Annotated in this window: 22 protein-coding genes and 1 tRNA gene; 12 read left to right on the plus strand and 11 right to left on the minus strand. The window is 70.7% G+C overall.

What is annotated here, in order from left to right:
- Nucleotides 1-17: 17 nt before the first annotated feature.
- Entirely contained in the window at nucleotides 18-1,859 is a 1,842-nt protein-coding gene (locus tag ACGFI9_RS07255; RefSeq protein WP_393175942.1) for a trypsin-like serine protease, read from the minus strand.
- A gap of 337 nt (nucleotides 1,860-2,196) precedes the next feature.
- The gene (locus ACGFI9_RS07260) at nucleotides 2,197-3,210 is read right to left on the minus strand and encodes a potassium channel family protein (protein ID WP_393175944.1); all 1,014 of its coding nucleotides are present in this window, start codon (nucleotides 3,208-3,210) and stop codon (nucleotides 2,197-2,199) included.
- Between the two features lie 182 nt (nucleotides 3,211-3,392).
- Between ACGFI9_RS07260 and ACGFI9_RS07265 the strand changes: the two genes are divergently transcribed.
- The 4 genes from ACGFI9_RS07265 to ACGFI9_RS07280 all read left to right on the plus strand — a co-directional run bounded on the left by ACGFI9_RS07265 (nucleotide 3,393) and on the right by ACGFI9_RS07280 (nucleotide 6,922).
- Nucleotides 3,393-4,595 (plus strand): hypothetical protein, encoded by a 1,203-nt coding sequence (locus tag ACGFI9_RS07265; RefSeq protein WP_393175946.1) that lies wholly within the window; start codon nucleotides 3,393-3,395, stop codon nucleotides 4,593-4,595.
- Nucleotides 4,596-4,702: 107 nt separating this feature from the next.
- Nucleotides 4,703-5,278, plus strand: coding sequence for a helix-turn-helix domain-containing protein (locus tag ACGFI9_RS07270; RefSeq protein WP_393175948.1), 576 nt, complete (start codon nucleotides 4,703-4,705; stop codon nucleotides 5,276-5,278).
- A gap of 80 nt (nucleotides 5,279-5,358) precedes the next feature.
- Nucleotides 5,359-6,180: a TrmB family transcriptional regulator gene (locus ACGFI9_RS07275; protein WP_393175950.1), complete on the plus strand. Its 822-nt coding sequence runs from the start codon at nucleotides 5,359-5,361 to the stop codon at nucleotides 6,178-6,180.
- Nucleotides 6,181-6,328: 148 nt separating this feature from the next.
- Nucleotides 6,329-6,922, plus strand: coding sequence for an ATP-dependent Clp protease proteolytic subunit (locus tag ACGFI9_RS07280; protein ID WP_393175952.1), 594 nt, complete (start codon nucleotides 6,329-6,331; stop codon nucleotides 6,920-6,922).
- A 63-nt stretch (nucleotides 6,923-6,985) separates the two neighbouring features.
- Here ACGFI9_RS07280 and ACGFI9_RS07285 read toward each other — a convergent pair whose 3' ends face one another.
- The 3 genes from ACGFI9_RS07285 to ACGFI9_RS07295 all read right to left on the minus strand — a co-directional run bounded on the left by ACGFI9_RS07285 (nucleotide 6,986) and on the right by ACGFI9_RS07295 (nucleotide 10,358).
- Entirely contained in the window at nucleotides 6,986-7,867 is an 882-nt protein-coding gene (locus tag ACGFI9_RS07285) for a trypsin-like serine protease (RefSeq protein WP_393175954.1), read from the minus strand.
- Nucleotides 7,868-8,088: 221 nt separating this feature from the next.
- Complete coding sequence (locus ACGFI9_RS07290) at nucleotides 8,089-9,882, minus strand: adenylyl cyclase (RefSeq protein ID WP_393175956.1); 1,794 nt, start codon at nucleotides 9,880-9,882, stop codon at nucleotides 8,089-8,091.
- A 122-nt stretch (nucleotides 9,883-10,004) separates the two neighbouring features.
- Nucleotides 10,005-10,358: a winged helix-turn-helix transcriptional regulator gene (locus tag ACGFI9_RS07295; protein WP_393175958.1), complete on the minus strand. Its 354-nt coding sequence runs from the start codon at nucleotides 10,356-10,358 to the stop codon at nucleotides 10,005-10,007.
- A 121-nt stretch (nucleotides 10,359-10,479) separates the two neighbouring features.
- On the opposite strand from ACGFI9_RS07295, the gene ACGFI9_RS07300 reads away from it, so the two are divergent.
- A complete protein-coding gene (locus tag ACGFI9_RS07300) occupies nucleotides 10,480-11,325 on the plus strand; it encodes an SDR family oxidoreductase (protein ID WP_393175960.1) in 846 nt (281 codons plus the stop codon).
- A gap of 47 nt (nucleotides 11,326-11,372) precedes the next feature.
- Here the strand turns inward: ACGFI9_RS07300 and ACGFI9_RS07305 are convergent, their stop codons facing one another.
- From ACGFI9_RS07305 to ACGFI9_RS07315, 3 genes are all read right to left on the minus strand, one after another.
- Nucleotides 11,373-12,149: an HAD-IIB family hydrolase gene (locus ACGFI9_RS07305; protein ID WP_393175962.1), complete on the minus strand. Its 777-nt coding sequence runs from the start codon at nucleotides 12,147-12,149 to the stop codon at nucleotides 11,373-11,375.
- Nucleotides 12,150-12,311: 162 nt separating this feature from the next.
- Entirely contained in the window at nucleotides 12,312-12,905 is a 594-nt protein-coding gene (locus ACGFI9_RS07310; protein WP_393175964.1) for a GNAT family N-acetyltransferase, read from the minus strand.
- Nucleotides 12,905-13,594 carry a VOC family protein gene (locus tag ACGFI9_RS07315; RefSeq protein WP_393175966.1) on the minus strand — a complete coding sequence of 230 codons (690 nt, stop codon included), beginning with the start codon at nucleotides 13,592-13,594 and terminating at the stop codon, nucleotides 12,905-12,907. The genes ACGFI9_RS07310 and ACGFI9_RS07315 overlap by 1 nt, the downstream gene beginning before the upstream one ends.
- Nucleotides 13,595-13,669: 75 nt before the next feature.
- Here ACGFI9_RS07315 and ACGFI9_RS07320 point away from each other — a divergent pair, with 75 nt between their 5' ends.
- The 3 genes from ACGFI9_RS07320 to ACGFI9_RS07330 all read left to right on the plus strand — a co-directional run bounded on the left by ACGFI9_RS07320 (nucleotide 13,670) and on the right by ACGFI9_RS07330 (nucleotide 16,513).
- Nucleotides 13,670-14,677 (plus strand): helix-turn-helix transcriptional regulator, encoded by a 1,008-nt coding sequence (locus ACGFI9_RS07320; protein WP_393175968.1) that lies wholly within the window; start codon nucleotides 13,670-13,672, stop codon nucleotides 14,675-14,677.
- Nucleotides 14,674-15,432 (plus strand): class I SAM-dependent DNA methyltransferase, encoded by a 759-nt coding sequence (locus tag ACGFI9_RS07325; protein WP_393175970.1) that lies wholly within the window; start codon nucleotides 14,674-14,676, stop codon nucleotides 15,430-15,432. Before ACGFI9_RS07320 ends, ACGFI9_RS07325 begins: the two co-directional genes overlap by 4 nt.
- Nucleotides 15,433-15,742: 310 nt before the next feature.
- On the plus strand, nucleotides 15,743-16,513 hold the full coding sequence (locus ACGFI9_RS07330; RefSeq protein ID WP_393175972.1) for a hypothetical protein: 771 nt from the start codon (nucleotides 15,743-15,745) through the stop codon (nucleotides 16,511-16,513).
- 243 nt (nucleotides 16,514-16,756) lie between these two features.
- On the opposite strand, the gene ACGFI9_RS07335 is transcribed toward ACGFI9_RS07330, so the two are convergent.
- Nucleotides 16,757-16,829 (minus strand) — tRNA-Arg (locus tag ACGFI9_RS07335).
- Nucleotides 16,830-16,997: 168 nt separating this feature from the next.
- Here ACGFI9_RS07335 and ACGFI9_RS07340 point away from each other — a divergent pair.
- The gene (locus tag ACGFI9_RS07340; protein ID WP_393175974.1) at nucleotides 16,998-17,174 is read left to right on the plus strand and encodes a hypothetical protein; all 177 of its coding nucleotides are present in this window, start codon (nucleotides 16,998-17,000) and stop codon (nucleotides 17,172-17,174) included.
- Between the two features lie 499 nt (nucleotides 17,175-17,673).
- Nucleotides 17,674-19,911, plus strand: coding sequence for a hypothetical protein (locus tag ACGFI9_RS07345; protein ID WP_393175976.1), 2,238 nt, complete (start codon nucleotides 17,674-17,676; stop codon nucleotides 19,909-19,911).
- Nucleotides 19,912-20,375: 464 nt separating this feature from the next.
- Here the strand turns inward: ACGFI9_RS07345 and ACGFI9_RS07350 are convergent, their stop codons facing one another.
- On the minus strand, nucleotides 20,376-21,356 hold the full coding sequence (locus ACGFI9_RS07350) for an endo-1,4-beta-xylanase (RefSeq protein ID WP_393176648.1): 981 nt from the start codon (nucleotides 21,354-21,356) through the stop codon (nucleotides 20,376-20,378).
- A 234-nt stretch (nucleotides 21,357-21,590) separates the two neighbouring features.
- A complete protein-coding gene (locus ACGFI9_RS07355) occupies nucleotides 21,591-22,298 on the minus strand; it encodes a polysaccharide deacetylase family protein (protein ID WP_393175978.1) in 708 nt (235 codons plus the stop codon).
- Nucleotides 22,299-22,608: 310 nt separating this feature from the next.
- Between ACGFI9_RS07355 and ACGFI9_RS07360 the strand changes: the two genes are divergently transcribed.
- Nucleotides 22,609-23,325 (plus strand): polysaccharide deacetylase family protein, encoded by a 717-nt coding sequence (locus tag ACGFI9_RS07360; protein WP_393175980.1) that lies wholly within the window; start codon nucleotides 22,609-22,611, stop codon nucleotides 23,323-23,325.
- Between the two features lie 66 nt (nucleotides 23,326-23,391).
- The gene (locus ACGFI9_RS07365; RefSeq protein ID WP_393175982.1) at nucleotides 23,392-24,357 is read left to right on the plus strand and encodes an endo-1,4-beta-xylanase; all 966 of its coding nucleotides are present in this window, start codon (nucleotides 23,392-23,394) and stop codon (nucleotides 24,355-24,357) included.
- Nucleotides 24,358-24,407: the final 50 nt, after the last annotated feature.

A 24,407-nucleotide genomic window follows, 5' to 3' on the forward strand; every position in this document is an offset into this window, starting at 1 on the left:
GTGGTACGTCAGCCCGATCAGAAGACCAGGTTCATGGTGTTCCAGCCGACGATGGTCCAGCTGCTGCCGTTCCAGACATAGATGCCGGTGGAGATGACCTTGCCACTGGCGTTGATCCAGTTGCCCTTGCCGTCCGTGGTGTACATCCGCACCCGGTAGCTGCTGTCGACCCCGAGCATGTCCATCATGTTGTCGCCGTTCCAGTCGCCCGGCGTGATGATGTTCTTGAAGCCGCCCCAGCCGCTGCCGATCTGGGTGCCGGCCGGGTTGGTCCAGCCACCCTTGCCGTCCGTCTGGTACAGCCGCAGGTAGCCGGTGGAGGTACGACCGATGATGACCTCCAGCCCGTCACCCTTCCAGGCACCCGGGGTGAGGAACAGGTTGAACCCGTTCCAGCCGGTGCCGATCCGGGTGCCCGCCGGGTTGAGCCAGCCGCCCGCACCGTTGCTGGTGTAGCGCCAGAGCTCGCCGTTGGACTTGCGGACCATCAGGCTCGGCAGGTTGTTGCCCAGCCAGTTGTTGGTCACCATCAGGGCGGTGAAGTTGCCCCAGCCGGTGCCGATCTTCTTGGCGCCGCCGAGGAAGTTGCCCTTGCCGTCGGTGTTGTAGATGTACAGCTCGCCGAGGGTGTTGACCGCCATGATCGACGGCTTCTTGTCGCCGTTCCAGTTGTAGACCCGGAAGACGCGCTTGAAGCTGCCCCAACCCTTGTTGATGACCCGGGAGTCCCAGAAGCCGTTCAACCCGTCGTTCTCGAACCCGGTGCCCACGTGCAGCCACAGGTTGCCGCTTCCGTCCCGGGACATCAGGTCGGTGTGGCCGTCGCCGGTCCAGTCCGAGTTGACCAGCGGCGGACGGGTGAGGTCCGCCTTGATCGCGTTGGAGTAGTAGTTGATCTCCTCGTAGAAGCCCGGGTGCTCACTGCAGTAGTCGCCGTGACCCCAGTCGGTGATGCCGACCTGCTTGCCGTTCACCAGCAGCGGACCACCGGAGTCACCGAGGCAGGTGTCGGGGGCCGGCGACTGCATCGTGCCGCCGCCGGTTCCGGCGCAGAGCATCCGGCCGGCGTCGTATCCGATCGAGTCGGTGGCGGCGTCGGCGGCGCAGTCGGCATCGGACCGGATCGGCACCGAAGCCTTGCGGAGCTTACTGTCCTCCACCACCACGGGAATTCCGTCAGGCCCGGTCTCGTAGGCTTGGCCGTACCCGATGGCGTCCGCCATGTCGTTGACCGCGTACGCGGCCTCGCCCTGCCCGGCCAGGGTGACCGGGGTGTACGCCGAAGGCAGGTTCGTCTTCAGCGTCAGCACGGAGACGTCGTCGAGAATCGTGTTGGCGGTGCCGTCGTACTGGGCGGCGATGTTCCAGCCCTGGTGGGTCCAGGTGGAACCGACCTCGGCGATGTAGCCGACGTTGGTGATGAGGTTCTTGTTGTCGTCGAACAGCCGGTCGTGCCCGGCGACGACCCGGGTCGTACCCGGCCCGTCCCCGGTGCAGTGCGCGGCCGTCAGGATCTTGTTGGGGGCGATGACGGTGCCGGTGCACCAGTAGTAGCCGGCGTTGTTGTCCAGGTAGGTGACGACGCCGACGATCCACGGGTACTGCGAGGCGCTGACGGTGGTGCCCCCGACGACCCGCGGGGTCGCGCTGGTCGTGGTCGACTGGAACAGCGGGCCTTTCAGGCCCGGGGTGGGCGGGGTGAAGTTCCCCGCCTGGAAGTGCGGCAGCTTGGCCAACCGGTCGGCCCGGACGGTCGCCGTGTCGGACGTCCCGCCGGCCGGGGCGGCCTGACCGGCCGTGCCCGGCGCGACAGCCGCCGCACCACCGAGGGCGAGACCGGCAGCCAGGATTCCGGCCACCCGCCGCCGTCGGCTTCGTGCGATGTTTGCCTCTTCAGCCACTAGTTTTCCCGTCGTTCGGTTATCGAGGCACTCGAAATTGCCGATGTGACGGGGTGCCGCACAAGCTGACGACGAGATTCGAGGCGCGTGGCCTCGCGTGACAGTGGATCCCCCGTGTCGCAGCCAATCAGGAGGCGCCGGCGACAGATCGGGCACCGCGCCCATTGGCAATTCCAAGCGGCCTGACGGTAGCAAGCCTTGAGAAAGAATTAAAGATCCGAGCGGTCGATTCTTCGATGTCCGACCCGCAGCTCACCACCGTGCCGAACGGCCATGGTCGCTCGGCGACGGACAGTCACGGCAACGCGCTGGTCGTCGGCCGGTCGTCGCGGACGTGGACCAGCATGTCGCCGGTCTCGATCACCGCGCCGGCCCTGTCGTTCAGCGTGACCACCTTGCCCCGCCGGACCAGCGCGATGACCAGCGAGTCCAGCTCGCGCGGCGACCTGCCCACCTCGTCGCGCTCGGCCGAACGCATGGCCAACGCCATGCCCTGCCCCGGGGTGAGCAGGTCCTCGACCACATCGATCAGGGGCGGCGCGGAGGTGGAGAGTCCGAGCAGCCGACCGGCCGTCGCCGAGGAGACGATGACGTGGTGCGCCCCGCTCTGCTTGAGCAGCGGCGCGTTCTCCGCCTCGCGGACGGCCGCGATGATCCGGACCTGGCCGGCCGTCAACTGCCGGACGGTGAGGGCCACCAGCACCGAGGCGTCGTCGCTGTCGGTCGCGATGATCACCGCCTTGGCCGTCCGGACGTGCGCCTCCTCCAGCACGGACGAGCGGGTCGCCGAGCCCTCGATCGCGACCAGCCCGGCCGAGGTGGCCTGCCGCAGCGCGGCGCCGCTGCGCTCCACCACCACGATCCGGGACTTGTCCGCGCCGTTCTCCAGCAGGGCGGAGACGGCGCTGCGGCCCTTGGTGCCGTAGCCGCAGATGATGACGTGGTCCTTCACGGTCCTCCTCCACCGCGACAGGCGACGGCCGGTCCGGTACTGCTCGGTCAGGACTTCCAGGGTGGTGCCGACCAGGATGATCAGGAAGAGCACCCGGGCGGGGGTGACGAACAGGACGTTGACCAGGCGCGCCGAGGGGGCGGCCGGGGTGATGTCGCCGTATCCGGTGGTGGAGAGCGAGACCACCGCGTAGTAGAAGCAGTCGAGGAGGGTGAGGCCGTCCTCGTTGACGTCGCGGTAGCCGTCCCGGTCGAGCCAGACCACGGCCACCACGGCGAACACCAGGCCCAGGGCGGCGAGTAGGCGCAGACTCAGCGCGCCCAGCGGCCCCCGCCGTTGCGCGGGAAAATGGATCACCGTCGGACCTGCTCCGCCGCCGTCGCCTGCACGTGCACAACATAGCGGGTACGCCGCATCCCGACCTCCCGGGCCACGGTCGGGGTCGAACCATGCGCCAGCGGTAAGGATCTCGTCACATTCATCGGCGCCGTACCGGGCGAAACTCGGGGAATCTATCGTCCTGACGAGGGAGAGCCCGGATGCGGACACGTACGGCACTGGCCACGGGGGGCGTGGTCCTCGGGATGCTGCTGGCCGGCACCTCACCGGCGGTGGCGAGCCGCGCCGACGGCGGGCCGCTGCCCCGGCCTACCAAGACCATCCGGCCACCACGGCCCACGCCCTCCATCTCACCGACCGCCTCGCCGTCGCCGTCGCCGACCAGCGCGCCGTCGCCGACCGCCTCACCGTCACCGACCGGTACGCCGTCGCCCACCGGCACGCCGACGCCGACCACACCGGCCCCGATGCCGACGGCGGACCGGACCATCGTCGTACTGCCCGCGCTCGACGGCCTCAGCACCTCGGCGTCGGACGTCAACGGGCAGGGAGTGGTGGCCGGGTCGGCCCGGCTGGCCAGCGGGTACTGGCACGCGGTGCGCTGGGTGGACGGCCGGATCGAGGACCTGGGCACCCTCGGCGGGCTGAACAGCCAGGCCGAGGCGATCGACGAGCAGGGCCGCATCGTGGGCAGCAGCCAGGACGCCGAGGGCCGGAGCCACGCCGTCGCCTGGGTGGACGGGAAGATCCAGGATCTGGGCCTGACGGGCGGGATCTCCGCCATCGCGTACGACACGGCCGGTGACCGGGTGGTCGGTGTCTACCACGTCACCGACAGCTTCTCCGGCCGGCGGGCGTTCGTCCGGACCGGGAACACGGAGATCACCATTGACGTACCCCCCGGGGCGAGCGCGACCGCGGTGAACGAGGCGGGCCTGGTCGCGGGCACCTACGGCTGGCAGGACTGGGACGACCCGGCGCCCGACGACTACCAGGCGTTCGTCTGGCAGGACGGGGTGACCCGGCCGCTCGGCACCCTCGGCGGCGCCACCAGCACGGCGAACGGCATCAACGACCACGGCCAGGTGGTGGGCACCAGTTGGACCGCCGACGGCGCGTTCGCCGCCTTCTTCTGGGACGGCGCCGCCATGCACCGGCTGGCCACCACCGCCGTCTCCCCGACCGCACAGGCGGTCAACGACTCGGGCCTGGTGATCGGCACGGAGGGCCACGGGGACCGGGCGATGATCTGGCCCGACCCGTCGTCGACCTCGCAGCTGCTGCCCATGCCGGACGGCGCGGTGGGCAGCCGGGCGATCAACGTGAACGACCAGGGCCTGATCGTCGGCCAGGTGGACTACCTCTCGCCGAGTTGGCACAGCCGGGCGGTGGTCTGGCGCTGACCCAGGGTCGGCCCGGTCGGCGGCACGGGGGCCGACCGGGCCCGTCCCCGTCGCCGGGACGGGGCATGATGGGAACGTCCCGGGACGACGACCGCGAGGAGGCCCGCATGTCGTTGCTGCGACGGGTGATCGGCGGGGTGCTGCGCCGGGTACGGCTGCGGCAGGGCCGCACGCTGCGGGAGGTCGCCCAGGCGGCCGGGGTCTCGCTGCCGTACCTCTCGGAGGTGGAGCGTGGCCGCAAGGAGGCCTCCTCCGAGGTGCTGGCCGCGATCTGCCGGGCCCTCGGCATCCACCTCTCCGACCTGCTCGAGGAGGCCCGCGACGAGCTGCGCCGGGCCGAGCGCCGCACGCCGGTGACCTCGGGCTCGGGCCTGGTCCGGCTGGAGCGGGCACCCGCCGGCCGGGGGGACGTGCGCCTCCAGACCGGGTCGCGCCCGGGCCGGCCCCAGCCGCACGTGCTGCGCCGGCCGCGCCTCGGCGGAACGCCACTGCTCGGCACCCGCGGGACGATCATGGGCCTCGGGTTGCCGGCCGCCGGGCCGCTCGGCGCCGGGATCGGGTCCGCCCCGCCGGCGATGCTGGGCACGGGCACCCGGATCTGGCTGTTCCCCACCCCGCAGCCGGCCCGCCGCCGGCCGCGTACCGCCCGGTCGGTGGTGCGGCGGCGGACCGCCCGCGTCTGACGGAGCGGCCGCTGCCGGCGGCCCGTCGTCGCGCCGTATCGATCTCCCGCGCCAGTGTCCCGGCAGCTACCGTGTGTGCCATGACCGGCGTAGCGCCCCTCATCGACGCCCTCATCGGCTTGGGTCTCACCCAGTACGCCGCCCGTGCCTACCTGGCCCTGGTGGCCCGCGACCGGTACACCGCGGCGGAGCTGGCCCGCGCCTCCGGTGTCCCCCGGCAGCGGATCTACGACGTGCTCAACTCGCTGAGCGAGCGGGGTCTGGTCCGGGTGCGCCCCGGCCCGGTGGTGCGCTACGCGGCCGTGGACCCGCAGGCGGCGGTCAGCCGGATGATGGAGGTCCACCGCAGCGCGTACGAGCAACGGGAGCGGGCCGGCGCCGAGCTGATCGACCAGCTCGCTCCGCTGTGGACACGCGGGCGGTCCGAGGACGATCCGTTCGACTACGTCGAGGTCATCCGGGACCGGGAGCTGCTCGGCGAGCGCTTCGCCGAGCTCCAGTCGAGTGCCCGGCACCAGCTGCTGACGCTGGCCAAGATGCCGTACCTGGTGGTGGAGAACCCGGCTGGCATGGAGGCGGCCCGCCGGCTGGCCCGCGAGGGCGGGGACGTCCGCTGCGTCTACGAGCACGCGATGCTCGACGATCCGGCCCTGGTGGCCCACACCCAGGGGTTCGTGGACGCCGGCGAGCGCGCCCGGCTGGTCGCCGAGGTGCCGATGCGGCTCTGCATCGCCGACGGGGCCCGGGTGCTGATGTCGATGCGGGACCCGCGCGCGGACGGGGCGTCCAGCACGTCCCTGCTGATCGAGCACCCGGCGCTCGCCCAGCTGCTCATCCAGGCGTACGAGTCGATCTGGTCCAGCGGCGAGGAGTTCGCGACGGCGGCGCTGGCGGCCCGCTGACCCGCCGTGGCCGGCCGTGGGCTTCTGCCCAGGGCGGATCTGCCGCCGGCAGAATCCCTGGGCTGTCGGCCACCGCCCGCCGGACGCTGGAGATCGCCGGTTCCCGGGCGGCCCGTCGCCCGCCGGCGGCACGGAGGGTGGTCAGGTCATGGGGTACGGCATCTGGATGCTCGACGAGGGGCAACCGTCGTTCGGCGACCGGGTCTTCGAACGGCTGCTCAAGGAGCGCATCATCTTCCTCGGCACCGAGGTCACCGACGCCTCGGCCAACCAGATCTGCGCGCAGATCCTGCTGCTGGCCGCCGAGGACCCGGAACGGGACATCTTTCTCTACATCAACTCACCGGGCGGTTCGGTCAGCGCCGGGATGGCCGTCTACGACACCATGCGGTACGTCAAGAACGACGTCGGGACCCTGGCGCTCGGGCTGGCCGGCTCGATGGGGCAGTTCCTGCTCTGCGCCGGCACGGCCGGGAAGCGCTTCGCGCTCCCCCACTCGCGGATCATGATGCACCAGCCCTCCGGCGGGATGGGCGGCACGGCCGCCGACATCACCATCCAGGCGGAGAACATGCTGCACGTGAAGCGGACCATGCAGGAGCTGATCGCCCGGCACAGCGGGCGCACGCTCGACGAGATCCAGCAGGACTGGGACCGGGACCGCTGGTTCACCGCCGAGCAGGCCCGCGAGTACGGCCTGATCGACCGGGTGATCACCTCGACCGAGCAGCTCCCCGCCTGAGGGCGGCCGGAGACGGGGGCGGCCGGCGGGGTGCACCCGCCGGCCGCCGGTCGTCCGGAACCGTCAGGGCAGGTCGACGAACCCGGCGAGGAAGTCCCGGGCGGTGGGACTGTCCATCCGGTACGCCACGTTGGTGGCGTAGCAGGGGGAGTCGCCGGTGATGGTGGTGCCGGCGAGCACCAGCTTGCCGGCGAGGGTGACGAAGTTCGGGCCACCGGAGTCGCCGTAGCAGGCGCCGCCGTAGTCCCGGCTCTCGTTCATCGCCAGGCGTACCCAGGTGTTGTTGAGGGCGTCGAAGCCGAGTTCGGCCTTCATCCGGACGCCGCCACCCGGGTGGGTCTGGCCGCCGGGGCCGTTCAGCGCCTCCTCGGTGCCGTAGCCCATGACCTGCCACGTCGCCTCGTCGAGCGCGCGGGAGCCGAGGGCGTCGAGCTGCCCGGCGGTGGGCAGGTTGGCCGGGGTGAAGTCCCAGCGGTCGGCGAGCTCGGCGGCCTGGGCGGCGTTGAACTCGATGACCGCGATGTCGTGCGCGTCCGCCGAGTTGCCCGGGTATGCCGGGTCCCAGTGGGCCACGCCCTCGACGCCCACCCTCGCCGCGATCTCCTCCGGTGTCCCGCCTGCGGCGTTCGAGGCGTCGATGGCGGCCTGTACGTCCTGGTCGAGCGAGACGTAGAACCTGGCGCCGGCTGGCCGGTTGGCGGTGCAGTGAGCCGCGGTGAGGAAGATGTTTGCCGAGATCATGGTGCCCGAGCAACTCCACCGGACGACGTCGGGAGTGGCCGGGTTGCCGTCGCGGTCGTACTGGACCACGAGGGCGCCCACCTCCGTGCGCTCGGGCGCGGGCTGGGCGTTGTAGGTGTTGATGGCCGATGCCGGGGTGGCACCGGCCATGACCACCGCGACCGCGGCGGTGGTCAGGGATGCGAGTAGCGCGGAACGACGCAAAGGGTCCTCCGTGGTGAGAGCGGCTGTCGGGGACCGGCGACGGCCGGCGTCGGACGCGCCCCCTCGATCGCGTCCGTCGACCGCGTGGCGTGGCCGTGGACTGCCGGGCCTCGATGTAGGGGCGAGCCTATGACCGGCCGACCCACCGCGCACCGGGTGACGGGCGCAGCGCCTTCCGGCGATTTCTTGTTACATCACCGGCACGGGCCCGGCATCCCGGGTCAGGGGTAGCTGACCACCGGGCTGGTGCCGTACGAGCCGACCACCGGGGTGCCGGCCTCGTTGATCGTGCGTTCGATGCCGCCACTGCCGTCGAGGAAGACGGTGATCGCGTCGTGGAACCGGACGCCGGCCCGACGCGGCGCCTCGATCGCCCGGGCGCAGCGGATGTCCACGCCCTGGTTGAAGTACGAGTAGACGCCCAGCCCCCACGCCTCGTGCTCCCGCACGTGCGGGGCGACCTTGTAGGACGCCCAGCCGTTGCCGGTGGGGCTGCGCCAGGCCGCCTGGCTCGGCGGGTCGTACGGCAGCTCGCTCTGGTAGAAGACCGTCCGGCCGCGCTCGCCGTTCCACACCGTCTGCCAACGCTGGTAATGCTCGACGAAGAGCCCGTACGCGGTCACGTCGTCGCCGTTGACGATCACGCCGGTGCCGGCGGTGTTGACGGACCAGCCGATGGTGCCCGCCTTGCCGTGGTCGCCGCGCCAGGCCCAGATGTTGTCGATCAGGGTGTGCCGGCTGTTCACCACCAGGCTGGTGACCGCCTTGCCGACGTTCGGGCCGCCGATCCGGAAGAAGACGTCCTGGAGTGAGATCGGGTTGTCCGCGTGCGACCGGTGGCTGTGCGGCCTGCCGACCTCGACCAGTACCTCCGACTCCACCGGCCCGGCGTCGACCAGCACCCCGGCGATGCGGACACCGTCGACGTCCTCGATCCGCAGCGCGGCGTCGCCGGTGGTCGGCGCGAGGCTGGGCATGCCGAGGCCGAGCACCACGGTGTCCGGGTGCTTGACCCGCAGCGCCCGGTCCAGGTGGTAGACGCCGGGGGTGAGGAGCAGGTGCCGACCGCGGGACAGCTCCTGGTTGATCCGGGTGGCCGAGTCGGTGGGTTTGGCGACGAAGAAGTCGGCCAGCGGCAGCGAGGGCACCGTCCCGGCGCCCGCGCCCCAGGTGGTGCCGGCGGTGTCGTGCCGCAGCGCGGGCACCGCCACCCGCCAGCCACCCGCTGCGTCCACGAAGAGGTACGGCTTCTCCCGGGTCACCGGGCTGGTCGCCAGGGTGGTGTACGGCGGGTTCGGGAAGCCCTGCGCGGGCGCCCCGAGGACGCCGGAGAAGACCTGGTTCCAGACGCCGTTGGTCCAGTCGCCGCCGAGTTCGCTGTCCCGGGTCAGCCACTGCTGCTGGGAGCCGTTGATGGTGATGCCGTCCACCTTGGAGTCGGCGATGTAGCCGCCGCTGGAGTAGCCGCCGTTGCCGGGCTCCAGCCAGAGGATGCCCTTGATGTGCACCCGGCGCATCGGGGACGCCTGGGAGACCGCCCACTGGTTCGACCAGTCGGTCGGGGTGACGGCGAGGTTCTCCACCGAGCGCCAGAAGTTGGTGAGGGCGGAGATGCCGGCGGGCGAGTTCGGGTCGGGCTGGCCGACCACCCGGACCGCGCCGTGGATCTCCACGTCGTCGGGATGGGCGCCGAGGCCGGCCACGGTGGTGTAGTAGCCGAGCTTCGCGTTGACCTCGTACCGGCCGGGCTTGAAGAGCACGGCGTACCGGTCGGCGCCCATCTCGTTGTGTTCCTGGGCGGCGAAGATCCGGTCCAGGGTGGACTGGATCTCCTCGACGGGGGTGCTCGGGTCGTACACGAAGACGTTGGGGCCGAAGTCGGGCTCGACGGCGGTGTCGGGGCCGGCCGGGGACGCGGCGGCCGGCAGCGCGGGGAGCCCGAGGGCGGTCAGTGACGCCGCCGAGGCGGCGGTGACGGTGAGGAATCGGCGGCGGGAAGGGTCGAGTGGTCTCATCTGCCTGCCTGTCGGTGGTGGGGTACGGGGCGGCCACGAGGCGTGAGAGCGCTCTCTGGCCGGACGTCCTGTTCCTACCCCATCGACCCCGATCGCGCCAGAGTCCGCAGGTTCCGGAACCGTCAGCGGGCGTCGTAGCGGGCCCGGGCGGCCTCCACCTCGGCGAGGTGGTCGGTCGCCCACGCCTCCAGGCCGGCGACCAGGTCGAGCAGGCTCCGGCCGAGGTCGGTGAGCGCGTAGTCCACCCGGGGCGGCACGGTCGGGTGCACGGTACGGGTCACGATGCCGTCGCGCTCCAGCCCGCGCAGGGTCTGGGTGAGCATCTTCTGGCTGATCCCGTCGACCCGCTCGGCGATCTCGCCGTAGCGCCGGTCCCCGCCGGCCAGGGTGAGCACGATCAGCACGCTCCAGCGGTCGCCGATCCGGTCGAGGACCTTCCGGCTGCCGCAGTTCCGGTTGAACGGGTCCGCCTGCACGGGCTCACTCTCTTTCAGTGCGTATCGAACTTGAAGGTGCCTACTCTCCAACGGGAAGTAAGGCTGCGATGTTCCCGTTGCCGTGGGAGGACAGTTCATGACGCAACCACAGGGAGTCCTCATGTCCATCGTCGTCACCGGCGCCACCGGGCCGCTCGGCCGGCTGATCATCTCCTCGCTGCTCGACCGGGGCGTACCCGCCGACCAGATCGTGGCGGTCGGCCGCGACATCGACCGGCTCGCCGAACTCGCCGGGCGCGGCGTGGTGACCCAGCGCGCCGACTACGACGACCCCGAGTCGCTCCAGGCGGCCTTCGCGGGCGCCGAGAAGCTGATGTTCGTCTCCGGCAGCGAGGTCGGCAAGCGCGTGGTGCAGCACGGCAACGTGGTCACCGCCGCCAAGGAGGCCGGCGTCGGCCTGATCGTCTACACCAGCATCGCGAACGCCGACACCTCCAGCCTGGTGCTCGCCGCCGAGCACAAGGCCACCGAGCAGCTGATCAAGGACTCCGGGCTGCCGTACGTCTTCCTGCGCAACAGCTGGTACGTGGAGAACTACACCGCCCAGCTCCCGACGTACCTGCAGCACGGGGTGGCCGGCGCGGCGGGTGAGGGGCGGGTCAGCGCCGCCACCCGCGCCGACTACGCCGAGGCCGCCGCCGTGGTGCTCACCACGGAGGGTCAGGCCGGCAAGGTGTACGAGCTGGGCGGGGCGCCCTTCACCCTGACCGAGCTGGCCGCCGAGATCTCCCGGCAGACCGGCAACCCGGTCTCCTACCTCGACCTGCCCGTCGACAAGTACACCGAGCTGCTGGTCGCGGCCGGCCTGCCCGAGGGGTACGCGGCCGTGCTCGCCGACGGCGACCGCGGTCTCGCCCAGGGTGAGCTGGAGGTCGGCGACGACCTGGCCCGGCTGCTCGGCCGCACGCCGACCACGCTCGCCGAGGCGATCCGCGCGGCGCTCTGACGGCCACCGGCGCCGCCCCGGCCGGTCCGGGGCGGCGGCGGACCGGGTCAGCTCCGCTCGGCGCGCAGCTTCACCAGGTCGTCGACCAGGGCCTCCACGTAGTCGGCGGTCTCCTCCCACCGGGTGACGGCCACGCAGTGGATCCCCATGTCCTTGACCGGGTAGTCGTTGCCGCCCACGTCGAGCCGGTCGCCGACGAAGAGCACGTTGTCGATCTTCAGGTCGAGGCACTCCAGCAGCTTGCGCATGCCGTACGCCTTGTCCACGCCCTTGCGGGTCACGTCGATCGAGGTCGACCCACCGCCCCGGACCTCCAGGTCGGGCAGCTTCTCGGCGACCGCGTCCCGGAGCCGCTTCTTCTTGCTGCCGTCCGGGTCCCAGCCGTACTTCTCCGCCGGCGGGGCGGACTGGCCCAACGCGGAGAAGGTGATCTGGCTGCCCCGGTCCTCGATGATGTCGCCCCAGGTCTTCGACTCCCACAGACCCAGCGTTTGTGCCGACTCGGTGAGCGCCGCGACGACGCGGGCCTTGTCCGCCTCGCTGAGGTCCTCGGCGTAGACCTGCCGCCAGTCGCCGTCCCGCCAGCGGTAGTAACGGGTGCCGCAGGTGGGCATCAGGTGCAGTCGGCTCCGCTGCTCCTCGGTGAGGTCGAGGTGGCCCAGCACCTGCGCCTCGAACTGCTCGAACCGGCCCCCGGAGATGATCAGCACGTCCACCTCGGTGAGCAGGTGGCCGAGGAGTTCCGCCATCCGGCGATCGATCTGGGACTTGGAGACAGCCAGGGTGTCGTCCAGGTCGAACGCCACCACTCGAAGATCCTTCATCAAGTACCACCATGTCGTCGCGGGCAGGCCAGGACTTAGCAGGGTACCCACGGTGACCACCCGGCACCGGCCAGCCCCGATCGTCACACTGCCGCACTGCTCCCTCGCGGAGGGTAGCAACGTACGCCGAGCAGCACCGCGGGTTCGCGCACCGGCCCCGCGTCAGAAGTCGAACCGCATCACCACACGGCGCGGCGTCGGGTGGCTGACCTCGACGAACCCGGCGTCGGCGAAGATGCTCCGGCTGCCCACGTACAGCTCTCCCCAGCTGGCTTCCCGTCCGGGCGGCAGGATCATCGGATAGCCCTCCACGGCGCGGGCGCCACGGGACCGGGCGAAGTCGACGGCGGCCCGGGCGAGGGCCCGGCTCACGCCGCGGCGCCGGAAGCCCACCCGGGTGACGAAGCAGGTCACCGCCCAGACACCAGGGTCGTCCCGGTCCTCGTCCCGGCCGGTCCACGGCACCCGCGTGAACCGCAGGCGCGGGTACGCGGTGCGCGGCTCGACCGCACACCAGCCGACCGGCTCACCGTCCAGGTAGGCGACGAGGCCGCTGGTGTCGCCGGCACCGGGATCGCCACAGTCGGTCTGGTCCCGCAGCCGCTCGGCCCGCACCTCGACCGGGAGCGACGCCCAGTCCCGGTCCCGGACCTTGAACCATTGGCACTGGCAGCGGGCGGCCTCACCGCGCCTGCCGAAGACGGCCTGCAGGTCGTCCCAGCTCGCCTCGTTCGCCGGCATGACGACGATCGACATCAGGCGGTCCCCCCGCTCACCGGCCCGAGCCAGCCGGCCGTGCCCACGCACGCCTCGTTCCCCTCCGGGTCGGTCAGCACCCACCACGACGGGGCGTGCGAGTCGTCGACCAGGCGTCCGCCGGCCGCGAGCGCCGCCGCGATCCGGGCCTCGGCCCGGTCGTACGGGACCCAGACGTCGACGTGCATCCGGTTGCGCTGCGGTCGCGGCACGTCCATCCGCTGGAACCAGAACGCCGGCCCGCGCCCGTGCGGGTCGACCAGGTCCTCGGGACTGGCGGCGCGGTACTCGTACCCGAGCAGCGCCCGCCAGAACGGCGTGACCTCGGGCAGGCGCAGCGCGTCGATGCTCACCTGCACACTCTGCACGGCCGACGGGTCGGCCGGCACGCCCAGCTCGCGGGCCGCCGCCGAGATCTGCCGGGCCAGGGCCAGGTCCCGCCCGGTCAGGCCGTAGTGCTCGGCGGTCAACGTGACCAGGCGGACGGCCACCCCGTCGGGCCGCAGGTCGACGTCCGGCTGGTGGTCGTCGAGGCCGGGCAGCTCGCCGATCGCCCGTACCAGCCGCACCCCGGCCGCGAACGACCCGGTACGGAACCAGGCGCACGCCCCCTCGCCCAGCACCCGCCAGTCCGCCACCCCGTCGGCCGTGTGGAACTGCTCGGCCGTGATCCGCTCCGTCAACGTCACTCCCCTCGTCGGTACGGCCCAGTCTGCCGCCAGTTCCCGACACCCTCTGTCGTATATGTGGGCGATCATGGAGAGGTGCGAGCGTCCCGGATGATGACCCTGCTGCTCCAGCTCCAGGTGCGCGGCCAGGCCAGCGCGCGGGAGCTGGCCCGGCTGCTGGAGGTCAGCGAGCGTACGGTCCAGCGGGACGTCGAGGCGCTGGTCGGGGCCGGGATCCCGGTGCGGTCGGCCCGGGGTCCGGCGGGTGGCTACCGGCTGGACCGCGGCTACCGCACCCGGCTCACCGGGGTGGGGCTGGACGAGGCCGGGGCGCTGGCCTTCCTCGGGTTGGCCGGTCCGGCCGAGCAGCTCGGCCTCGGCGAGCTGCTGGAAGGCGCTCGGGTCAAGGTCTGGGCCAGCCTCACCGGGGAGGCGCGGGAACGCGCCGGCCGGACCGCCGAACGCTTCCACCTCGACCCGTCCCGCTGGTACGGCACCCCCGAGCCGGTGCCGTGCCTGCCCCAGCTCGCCGACGCGGTGTGGCGCGACCGCCGGGTACGCCTCGACTACGTCCGGGACGGGCGGGCGACCAGCCGCGAGGTGGATCCGCTGGGGCTGGTGCTCGCCGCCGGGGACTGGTATCTCGTGGCCCGGCGGGACGGGCAGCGGCGCACCTACCGGGTCTCCCGGGTGCGCGCGGTGGCGCCGCTGGACGAGCCGGTGACCCGCCCGCCCGGCTTCGACCTGGCCGGATCGTGGGCCGAGGCGCGCCGGGCGCTGGAGGACGAGGCGGTCGCCGTCGAGGTCACCGTACGCGTCCTGCCCCGGGCGCTGCCGCGCCTGCGTCGCCTGGTGCCGGTGCCCGGCAAGGACCGGGTGTCGGTCACCGCCACCGGGGAGGTCGAGCTGACCGTACCGTTCGAGAACGTCGGCTGGGCGGTGTCGGCGCTGCTCAGCCTCGGCTCCGCCGTGGAGGTGCTCACGCCGCCGGAGCTGCGGACGCGGGTGGCCGAGGAGGCGCGAGCGGTCGCCGACCGCTACTCCGACGTCCGTCCGGAACGTGGCGCGGCGCCGGAAATCGGTCGACAACGGTCAGATTCATGACCATCGTCGGCAGCATGCTGAGTCAGGAGGAACTCTGGGACGCCGCGACGGCCCAGCGCTATGACACACCCGGCAGCGGAATGTTCGCGCCCGAGGTCCTCGGGCCGACCGTGGACCGGCTCGCCGAGTTCGCCGGCAACGGGCGGGCGCTCGAGTTCGCCATCGGCACCGGCCGGGTGGCCGTCCCGCTCGCCGAGCGGGGCGTACCCGTCACCGGCATCGAGCTGTCCCGGCCGATGGTCGACAAGCTCCGGACGAAGGTCGACGCGGCCACCATCCCGGTGACCATCGGGGACATGGCGACCACCCTCGTCCCGGGCAGGTTCTCGCTCGTCTACCTGGTCTACAACACCATCTCCAACCTCCAGACCCAGGCCGAGCAGGTCGAATGCTTCCGCAACGCCGCCCGCCACCTCACCCCCGGCGGACGGTTCGTGATCGAACTCTGGGTGCCAGAGTTGCGCAAGCTCCCACCCGGCCAGCAGGCCACCGTCTGGCACGCCGAGCCCGGCTACATCGGCCTGGACACGTACGACGTGCTGCACCAACGCGCCGTGTCGTACCACTTCCATTTCGGGGAGGGCACCGAGGCCCAGCTCTTCCGCAGCCCGCACCGCTACATCTGGCCCGCCGAGCTGGACCTGATGGGACAGTTGGCCGGGTTCGAGCTGGAGTCCCGGCACGCCGACTGGTCCGGGTCGGAGTTCACCGCCGACTCGCGGTCGCACGTCTCGGTCTACCGCCTACCGCAGTAACCCGCTCGGGGCACCGGCCGCTGGATCGCCGTCCCCGGGGATCGCAGGAGCGCGCTGCCTCGGCCGGGTAGCCGCCGTGTCCCGATCGCCGGCGGTGGCGGCAATGCGGATCGGGTCGATGTTGACGCCGGCCGCGCCGCTCGTCGCCGTACGGCCCGCGTGATGGAGGCGGTGGCGGTCGGCGCCGGCGGTGCGGCAGCGGTCCTCGCGACCCGCATGGAAGAGAACCTTCGCCGCGAACGGCACGGGCAGCCGCTGGACGCGACAAAAAGTATGCTGCGCCCCGGACGGAAGCGAGGGATCAATGAGTGTGGCTGCTCGGATGCGCGGCGGGGCCTTTGTCGCGGGCGTCCTGGTGGTAGCGGGACTTGCCGGCTGCGTGAAACAGGCCGCCCCGCCACCACCCCCACCGCCGGTGAACCCCGCGCCATCGGCACCGGCCAACGAGCCCGAGGCCCTGATGGCGGCCCTTCGCGGGCTGGTCGAGCAGGCCGGTGTCGGCGACGACATCCGGGAGCGCGAGATCGAAGCCGGCGACGCGTACGAACCCTGCGACCTGCTCATCGCCGACCCCGACCAGGTGAAGGGGGGCGGGTTGGAGATCGATCAGGTGTGGGGCGCCGGCCTCGAGGTCAACCCCGTGTCGTCCTTCACCGACATCCAGCGCCCGACGACCCTCCTGGACGTCACAGTGATTGGTCTGCCCGATGCCGCCGCGGCCGTCGCGGCCGCCCGTGCGGCACGCACCGCACCGTGCCCGAGGGAGGCTTTCCGCCTCAACATCGGCATGGCGACTGCCCGGTGGGACGCACGCACGGTGACCATCGAGTCGACGAGCGCGCGGCTGACCACGGCGACGGTGAGCCGGGTGGACCCGGAAACCGCAGGCGGAATGACATTTCTGCCCGGCGATGCGCGGCTGATCTTCGCGCACGGCCGGCTGCTGATCAGCATCGAGGCGCTCACTTTCCGGCCACGCAAGCTGAACACCGCTGCGGAGGTCACCGCCATGGCTCAGGGAACGGTGACGTCCCTTGCCACGGCGATCGTGAAGACCCTCCCGACGGCAAGCGAGGGTTGAGCCGTGCGTCGCGGTTTGGGCTGGTGACAGCGTCCCATTCCTCGGCACGGGAGATCGCCTGCCCACATGTTCTGAGCGACGACGGGTCACGAGTCGGGCTCCACGACGCGGTCGCCACCCCGCGGCACTGCCCCTCCGACCTGGTCGCGACCTGCGAGAAGTAGCGGCTTCCGGTGGCCTACGGCTGCACAGGCCGATCGATCGAGCCCCGTGCATGTTGCCAGCTCAGGCAGCATTTTGAGGTGCCCCCGGCAGGATTCGAACCTGCGACACACGGTTTAGGAAACCGTTGCTCTATCCCCTGAGCTACGAGGGCGCGAGCGCTCAGTCTAGCGACCTGCGCATTGACCCAGGGTGGCAGGGACTGCCCCGCGTTGACGTGCACTGTCCCAGCCCACGGGGCCAGCCGATGACCACACCTCGACCACCCGGGTCGCGCCGGCGGCCGTGATCCCTGACCCGCGTTGACCAGGAGTGGCACCGGTTGACCCACGACCGCACCCGCTGGAGAACACACAACGCGCACATCGTCAAGATCAGCCGTCGCTGCTTCGGGCAGCGCAGCACGCCCGCCGTCGAACTGACCCTGAATCTTGCAGCGCAGTACGGGCTGACGATCTACGACCCGCAGGGCGATGAGGTGACCCGGCCTCACCGTTGATGTCTGAGCACGGGCGGCGCAGGTGGCTGTCGGATCGCGGATGTGGGGGTTGCCTCCGGATAGACGACGCCGAGAACGCCGATCAGCCAGGAGAGGTGCCCGGGCTTGCGGCCGGCACCCGGCGTTTGTGCGATTCTCGTCGGCGTCACCGGGCGATGCAGCCATCGACCCCTAGCTGCCGTGGGATGGCTGATCGGGCCCGTTCGGCAGCGGCTCGGGCGAGCTGAACAGCCGTCTACGGTCGTTTTCACTGACGACTGCGGCAAGTTAGCGCTCCGCTACTAGCCGCTACCGGGCCCTGCTGATAGTCCTCAAGGGACTCGCCGCAGTCCCGCTGAGAGGACTGCGGTCGCGACCGCCAGGAGAGGCAGGTCAGGCTGTGCAATCTGTCGACTTTCCCCAAGCCACCAGTCCCGCCGCCCCATCCCGTCGCCTCGCGAGGAGGCCTGGCATTGGAGCGAGGCTAGTCCGTCGACTCGTTGGCGCCGTCGCGCTGGCCATGGTCGTTGCCGTCGGCGTCGTACTACCCGTCTCGCCGGCCGCCGCTGAGGAAACCGTCTGCGGCCCCTGGTCGAATGAGCAGGACTTCGTCGACACCGTCGGCGAATGGTGCCGTAGTACCTGGCTTGTCGACCCTGGAAAGGGCAACCTGAACAGCCGCCAGCAGCTGCTCGACAACGCCGACCTGTACGCGGCGTACGGATTCTCCCGGCAATGGTTGTGGTACGCCCACGAACGAACCCTGGTGGTGCCGGCCGGCTCGTCGCAGGAGTGGGTGAGCTGCACACCCGGGCACGCCGGCCCGGTGTGCCCGATCGGCTCGCTCCAGCAGCCGCCGCATCGGATCCTCAGCAACTTCACCGGCGGGCCGGTGGAATTCCACGTGCTGGAGTTCGCAGGCTCCGTCATCGCCCGTGCCTGCGGCAACTTCTGGCACCCGCCGAACGTCACGGAGCCCGTCCCGTGGCTGACGGTAGACAAGTACGACGACCGCAACCGCAACGGCGTCCGGGACACCGGTGAAGGCCCCTTGTCGGGGTGGAGCTTCCGGATCAACCGCATCGGAAGCCGGGTCGGACAACCCAACGGCCCCGTCGGGAGCGTCGTCACTGGCGCCGACGGCCTGGCACGCTTCGACTTCGCCGGCTCCGGCCCAGGCACCTACCTGGTCGAGGAGGTCGGGCAGGACGGTTGGGCACCCACGACGCCGGCCACCCGGGTCGTCGAGGTCCCCGAGGGCATCGGGAACGCCCAGGTCGGCCACGTGCAGTTCGGCAACGCCGAAACACGCGCCGACCTGGTGAAGGCGGAGTTCGGGCTGGTGGATCCGCCGCAGCGGCTGGAGGCCGGGGAATCCACCGACCTAACCGTTCGCGCGCTGGTGCGCAACGACGGCCCCGCCGACGTCACCATCGACGACGCCATGACCGTCGAGGTGCCTGCCGACTGCGTTGCCGAGCCGGCGCAGGCCAACGTCAGCCGGCCGTTGGCCCGCGGGCAGTCGGTGACGCTCGACTTCCGGGTCCGAGTGCGTTGCACACAGCCGTCGTTCCATCCGATGACATTCACCGACCGGCTGACCGTGGCCACCGGAGGAGTCATCGATCCGGATCTCGGCAACAACACCGTGGCGTTCGAACATACCTTCCCGGTGTTCCACCGCGCCGACATCCAGCTCGGCGATACCGAGATCACCTGCGCGGAGCGGGCAGACGTCGGTGAGCAGTTCCAGTGCTCGATCACGGCAGTCGTCACCAATGCCGGCCCCTACGGCCCAGTCGATACCACCGTCAGCTTCGACCTGCGCCCGCCGGCCGACTGCGAGGCGACCAGCGACGACGCCAATACCCGCCTGACCTTGCCCGTCGCCCAGCCGCGCACGGTCACCTCAACATGGCGGCTGAGCTGCACCCAGCGCAGCTACCACCCCATCACAGCGGAAGCATCGGCCGCGCTCGAGCACCTTCATGTGGAAGACCCGATCACCGGCAACGCCGCCGCGACCGCGACGACCGTAACCGAGATATTCCAACCGGCCGACCTGTCCGTCGATGCCCTCGACGTGAGTTGCACCGAACGAGAGGCGAACACCAACGCCTCTGCCTGCACCGCCCGCGCGCTGATCCGCAACGCCGGCCCGGCCACCGCCGTCAATACCCGCACCGATCTCACCATCGACACCGCGAACGACTGCACCGCCCTCACCGAAAGCGCCGACAGCCACCTCGTCACCCTCGACGAAAGCGCGACGACGACGGTCACCACGGCCTGGCGGATCACCTGTACCGAGACCAACCGGCACAGCGTCTCGGTGACCGCCCGGATGACGACCGACGAACCACACGCCGAGGACCGGTCGCTGGCCAACAACACCACCACGACGGTGTGGAACCCGGTGGACGCCAAACCGCGGAGCCTGCCCAGCGCGGTCAACATCGGCAAGGAAGGACTACTGCCCTTCGCCGTCCTGTCCACCGCCGACGTCAACGCGCTCACCGACGTCGACCGCGACAGCCTCCGCTTCGGCCGAACCGGCACGGAGGACAGCGTCATCTCGTGTGCCCCGGAAGGCGAGGACGTCAACGACGACGGCCGCCTCGACCTGATCTGCCGGGCCGACACCCAACGCACCGGCATCACCTGCGACACCACCGTCGCCCTGCTCACCGGCCAGCTCACCACCGGCGCACGGCTCGCAGGCGAGGACGACATCAAGGTCGTCGGCTGCAAGAAATAAGCCCTGGCTCAACGACAGGACGGGCGGAGTTGCCAGGTACGGCAACTCCGCCCGTCCTCTCGCCTAGTTGTGCCGACCGGCTTCTGACCTGCGCCATCGTCGGGTCGTCCACCCGGCCCGGCGCGCCGTACGACTCCCCCGCGTCGGCTCTGGCCAGCCAGGCGGTGCCGGCGGTGCCGAGACTGCAGCGCCCACCGACGTAGCTGCTTGCGCTCTCGGTAGCGGGCCGACAACGTGGCATCCGGGCCCTCAGCGGTGACGGACGAGGCGACGCTTGACCAACCAGAGCATGACCGAAACGGTCGTCGATCCGGCTGGCCGGGTCGACCGGCTCGGGGTGGCCGATGCCGACGCGACCGGGACGGGCCCGGCGACCATCACCGCCGTCACTGCGGCCACGACGGCCGAGGGCGTAGCCTGCACGGGGCCGCCTCGTGGAGTACGGCCCCGTGCGTGTCGGTGCGTCAGTTGCGGCCCGCGCCCGGCCCAGACCGGTGCGGCGCGCCCGAAGCGAGCGCCAGGTCCTGCTGGAGCACGTGATACTGCGACTTGGGCTTCAGGGTCGCGTCGTACAACAGGGCGGCGCCCTCCTGCGGGTTGCGGAACCAGCCGGGGATCCAGGAGTACGTGTCGCCGAAGCCCCACGGGGTGAACGAGATGCACTCGCGCACCGCCAGGCAGGCCTGCAGGGCGCGGGACCAGTAGCTCTCCTGGGCGTACCGGGCCAGCGGGTTGGTCGGGGTGTTCTCGTTGGGCGGCGCCTGGGTGAAGGTACGGACGTCCACCTCGGTCTCGGCCACCTTCAGGCCGAGGTCCGCGAAGCGCTGCAGGTTGTTCTGCAGGTCGGGGAAGCCGTACTGGGTGGACAGGTGGCCCTGGAAGCCGACGCCGTCGACCGGCACGCCCTGGGCCTGCAGGGTCTGGACGAAGGCGTACACGGCGTTGCTCTTCGGGCCGGTGAACTCGAGGTTGTAGTCGTTGTAGAAAAGCAGGGCCTGCGGGTCGGCCTCGTGGGCCCAGCGGAAGGCGTCGGCGATGTAGCCCAGACCGCCCCACGCCTTGTACCAGATGGTCTGGCGTGGCTGCCCGTTGTCGTCGAACGCCTCGTTGACCACGTCCCACTGCCAGATGTCGCCCTTGAAATGGGTCACCTGATCCTGAATGTGCTTCTTGAGCAGGGCCTTCAGCTCGTCATTCGAGAGGGTGGTGGTGTAGCCGTCGGAGGAGAGCCAGGTGGGCAGCTGGCTGTGCCACACCAGCGTGTGGCCGCGGACCAGATGCTTGTTGTCCTTCGCGAAGGCGACCAGCCGGTCGGCCGGCGCCCAGTCGTATGCGCCGCGGGTGGGCTCCACCAGCTGCCACTTCATCACGTTCTCGGGAGTCACGCTGGAAAACTGCTCGGCCGTGATCCTGGTGTACTCGGCGTTGCTGCCGAGCTCGTCCATGTTCACGGCGGTGCCCGATCCGCAGACCGACCTGCGCACCGAGGGCGCGAAGCGAGTCCGCGGGGTAGTCGGTGGCCTGGGACTGCGCCGGGGCGGCGCCCGGTTCGGCCGAGGCCGAGCCGGCGAGAGCCATCCCGCCCAGCAGGGCCGTGGCGCCCACGAGGCCGATGGACAGTGGGGAACGACGCACAGGAACTCCTCGGGTTGGTCGCGAGGGGGTGCTTACGTACGGCGTCAGCCGCGGCGGGTGGGCAGCGAGAAGTGCCAGCCCTCCGCCCGGAGCGCGGGGATGACGGAGGCGACCGCGTCGACGGTCTGACTCCGGTCCCCGCCGCCGTCGTGCATCAGGACCACCGCGCCCGGGGTGATTCCCTCTTCCAGACGGCGGATAAGTTCGGCGGTGCCCGGCGGGTCCCAGTCGCCGATGGCCAGCCGCCAGCCCAGCGCCTGCATGCCGAGTTCGGCCGCGACGCTCGGCGTCGCCCCCCAACTGCCGTACGGGGCACGGAAGTACGGGATGTGCGCCCCAGGCACCGCCGCGCGGATGGCGGCGCTCGTCTCCAGCAGGTCGGCGCGGATCTGCTCCGCCGACCAGGTCGCCATGTCGTCGTGGTGCATGCTGTGGTTGCACAGGGTGTGCCCGTCGGCGGCGATCTGCCGGACGACCTCCGGGTACTGGCGCACGTGGTCGCCCCAGAGGCAGAAGACCGCCTTCACGTGGTGCTCGCGCAGCACGTCCAGCAGGCGCAGCGTATCGGCCGGGTTCGGGCCGTCGTCGAAGGTGAAGCTGACCGACTGCCCGCCGCTGCGGGTCGAGTCGACTACCGCCGGCGTCGGGTTGTCTGCCAGGGCTGGATGCGCCGTGCCGAGCACCAGGCCTGCCGCGGCCAGTGGGAGGGCGAGAAGACGTGACCGGCGTCGACGCCGGTTCCGGTTGACCACGATGACTCCTCGATCGACGGTGAGACCTTCTTCCGAAAGTTTCAGTGGCGTTACGGAAGCAATGCCGACCATAGGAAGCCGCCTGCCGCACGTCAAGGGTCACAACCTCTGGGAGTTACGGCAGCATGAGCCCTGCGGCGAGGAATCGGTGAACACCTATTGACGGACGTGTTCGCCCCTCCTACTTTGGAGCCAGCAGCAGCCTTTTCCGGAACTTTTCGGTGACTCGTGTCTTCCATCGAGAAGGGACACGGTTGTGAGAAGTGGCCTGGCAAGCAGGATCACCGCCGCGTTGCTGGCGGTGGTCGCCATGATCAGCACAGGGGCGAAACCGGCATCGGCGGCGCCGGAACGCTCCGCGACGGTGACCGCCGACGTCTCGATCCCCGTGGTGCTGTACCACGTCGTCACGACCAACCCGACCGGCCGGTACCAGCACGACCTCGCGAAGTTCACGGCGGAGATGGCCTACCTGCACGACAACGGCTACACGCCGTTGAGCGCGGACGAGTACCACAGCGTGATGACGTCGCGGACCGCGCCGCCGGCGAAGCCGATCCTGCTGACCTTCGACGACAGCACCGCCGACTTCGCGAGCAACGTCGTGCCGGTGCTCCAGCGGTACGGCTTCCCGTCCATCCAGTTCGCGGTCTCCGACTGGGTCGACACCGCCGGGCATCTCACCTCGGCACAGCTGGCCACCCTGAGCAACCAGCGGGTCGCCATCGAGAACCACACGAAGGACCACCAGGACCTGTCGACGCAGACCTACGACCAGGCGTACGCGTCCATCGTCGCCTGCGACACGTTCATCACCGCGGTCACCGGCCGCAAGCCGACGTTCCTGGCCTACCCGTACGGGCGCACGGACGCCGACGCGCAGGCGGCAGCCCGCGCGGCTGGGGTCACGATGGCGTTCACCGTCGCCAGCGGCAAGACGACGCCGGCCGACAACTTCCTCGCCCTGAACCGGATCCTGATCACCAGCAGCGACACGGTCGACACGTTCGCGAAGAAGATCGGCTGAGACGAGGGGCGCGGAATCCATCGCGCCCCTCACCCACCACGGCCATCCGGAAGTAAGGAGTCACCCGTGCGACGCTCGACGATCCGCAGACTCCCGGTCGTTCTCCTGCTCCTGCCCCTGCTGGCCATCTTCACCCCGACACCGGCTCAGGCCGGTATCGCAACCGGCCCAAAGTTCCTCGGCAACGTCATCAACGGGGGGACCGCCCCCGCCACGTTCACCACGTATTGGAACCAGGTGACACCGGAGAACGACGGCAAATGGGGCGTCGTCGAGGCCACCCGGGGCACGATGAACTGGGCCAACCTCGACGCGATCTACGACTACGCCGGGACCAACAACCTCCCGGTACGCTTCCACACCCTGGTCTGGGGGCAACAGCAGCCGGCCTGGCTCAGCGCCCTGCCGGCCGCAGACCAGCAGGCGGAGGTCACCGACTGGATAGCGCAGGCCGGCGCCCGCTACGGATCGCGCACCGCCTTCGTCGACGTGGTCAACGAACCCCTGCACAACCCGCCGGCCTACGCCGCCGCCATCGGCGGCACCGGCAGCACCGGCTGGGACTGGGTGATCTGGTCCTTCGCGCAGGCCCGTGCGGCGTTCCCGAACGCCAAGCTCCAGCTCAACGAATACGGCATCATCAACGACCCGAACGCCACCGGCAAGTACGTCCAGCTCGCCAACCTGCTCAAGGCACGCGGCCTGATCGACTCCATCGGCATCCAGTGCCACTACTTCAACCTCGAACGCGCCTCGGTGAGCACGATGCGGACCGTCCTCGATCAACTCGCCACGACCGGCCTGCCGATCTACGTCACCGAGTTGGACCTCACCGGCACCGACAACACCCAACTGAGCAAGTACCAGGACAAGTTCCCGGTGCTCTGGACACATCCGGCCGTCGCGGGCGTCACCCTCTGGGGCTACGAGTACGGCAAGACCTGGTCCAACCGGGCCGAACTGCTGCACGCCGACGGCACCGAACGGCCGGCCCTGCAGTGGCTGAAGACCTATGTAGCCGCGACCGGATGAGCCCACGGCAGACCAGCGTCTGAGGAAAACGTTGCCCGGGTGGCAGGGAG

The sequence above is a fragment of the Micromonospora sp. NPDC048930 genome (assembly GCF_043197935.1).
Lineage (GTDB): Bacteria > Actinomycetota > Actinomycetes > Mycobacteriales > Micromonosporaceae > Micromonospora.

Bases quoted from the DNA above. Each gene is read 5' to 3' on its own strand.
- ACGFI9_RS07300 (WP_393175960.1), top strand. From the start codon at position 10,480: ATGTCCATCGTCGTCACCGGCGCCACCGGGCCGCTCGGCCGGCTGATC.
- ACGFI9_RS07345 (WP_393175976.1), top strand. From the start codon at position 17,674: ATGGTCGTTGCCGTCGGCGTCGTACTACCCGTCTCGCCGGCCGCCGCT.
- ACGFI9_RS07270 (WP_393175948.1), top strand. From the start codon at position 4,703: ATGTCGTTGCTGCGACGGGTGATCGGCGGGGTGCTGCGCCGGGTACGG.
- ACGFI9_RS07350 (WP_393176648.1), bottom strand. From the start codon at position 21,356: ATGGACGAGCTCGGCAGCAACGCCGAGTACACCAGGATCACGGCCGAG.
- ACGFI9_RS07290 (WP_393175956.1), bottom strand. From the start codon at position 9,882: ATGAGACCACTCGACCCTTCCCGCCGCCGATTCCTCACCGTCACCGCC.
- ACGFI9_RS07280 (WP_393175952.1), top strand. From the start codon at position 6,329: ATGGGGTACGGCATCTGGATGCTCGACGAGGGGCAACCGTCGTTCGGC.
- ACGFI9_RS07310 (WP_393175964.1), bottom strand. From the start codon at position 12,905: ATGTCGATCGTCGTCATGCCGGCGAACGAGGCGAGCTGGGACGACCTG.
- ACGFI9_RS07275 (WP_393175950.1), top strand. From the start codon at position 5,359: ATGACCGGCGTAGCGCCCCTCATCGACGCCCTCATCGGCTTGGGTCTC.
- ACGFI9_RS07265 (WP_393175946.1), top strand. From the start codon at position 3,393: ATGCGGACACGTACGGCACTGGCCACGGGGGGCGTGGTCCTCGGGATG.
- ACGFI9_RS07325 (WP_393175970.1), top strand. From the start codon at position 14,674: ATGACCATCGTCGGCAGCATGCTGAGTCAGGAGGAACTCTGGGACGCC.
- ACGFI9_RS07360 (WP_393175980.1), top strand. From the start codon at position 22,609: ATGATCAGCACAGGGGCGAAACCGGCATCGGCGGCGCCGGAACGCTCC.
- ACGFI9_RS07305 (WP_393175962.1), bottom strand. From the start codon at position 12,149: ATGAAGGATCTTCGAGTGGTGGCGTTCGACCTGGACGACACCCTGGCT.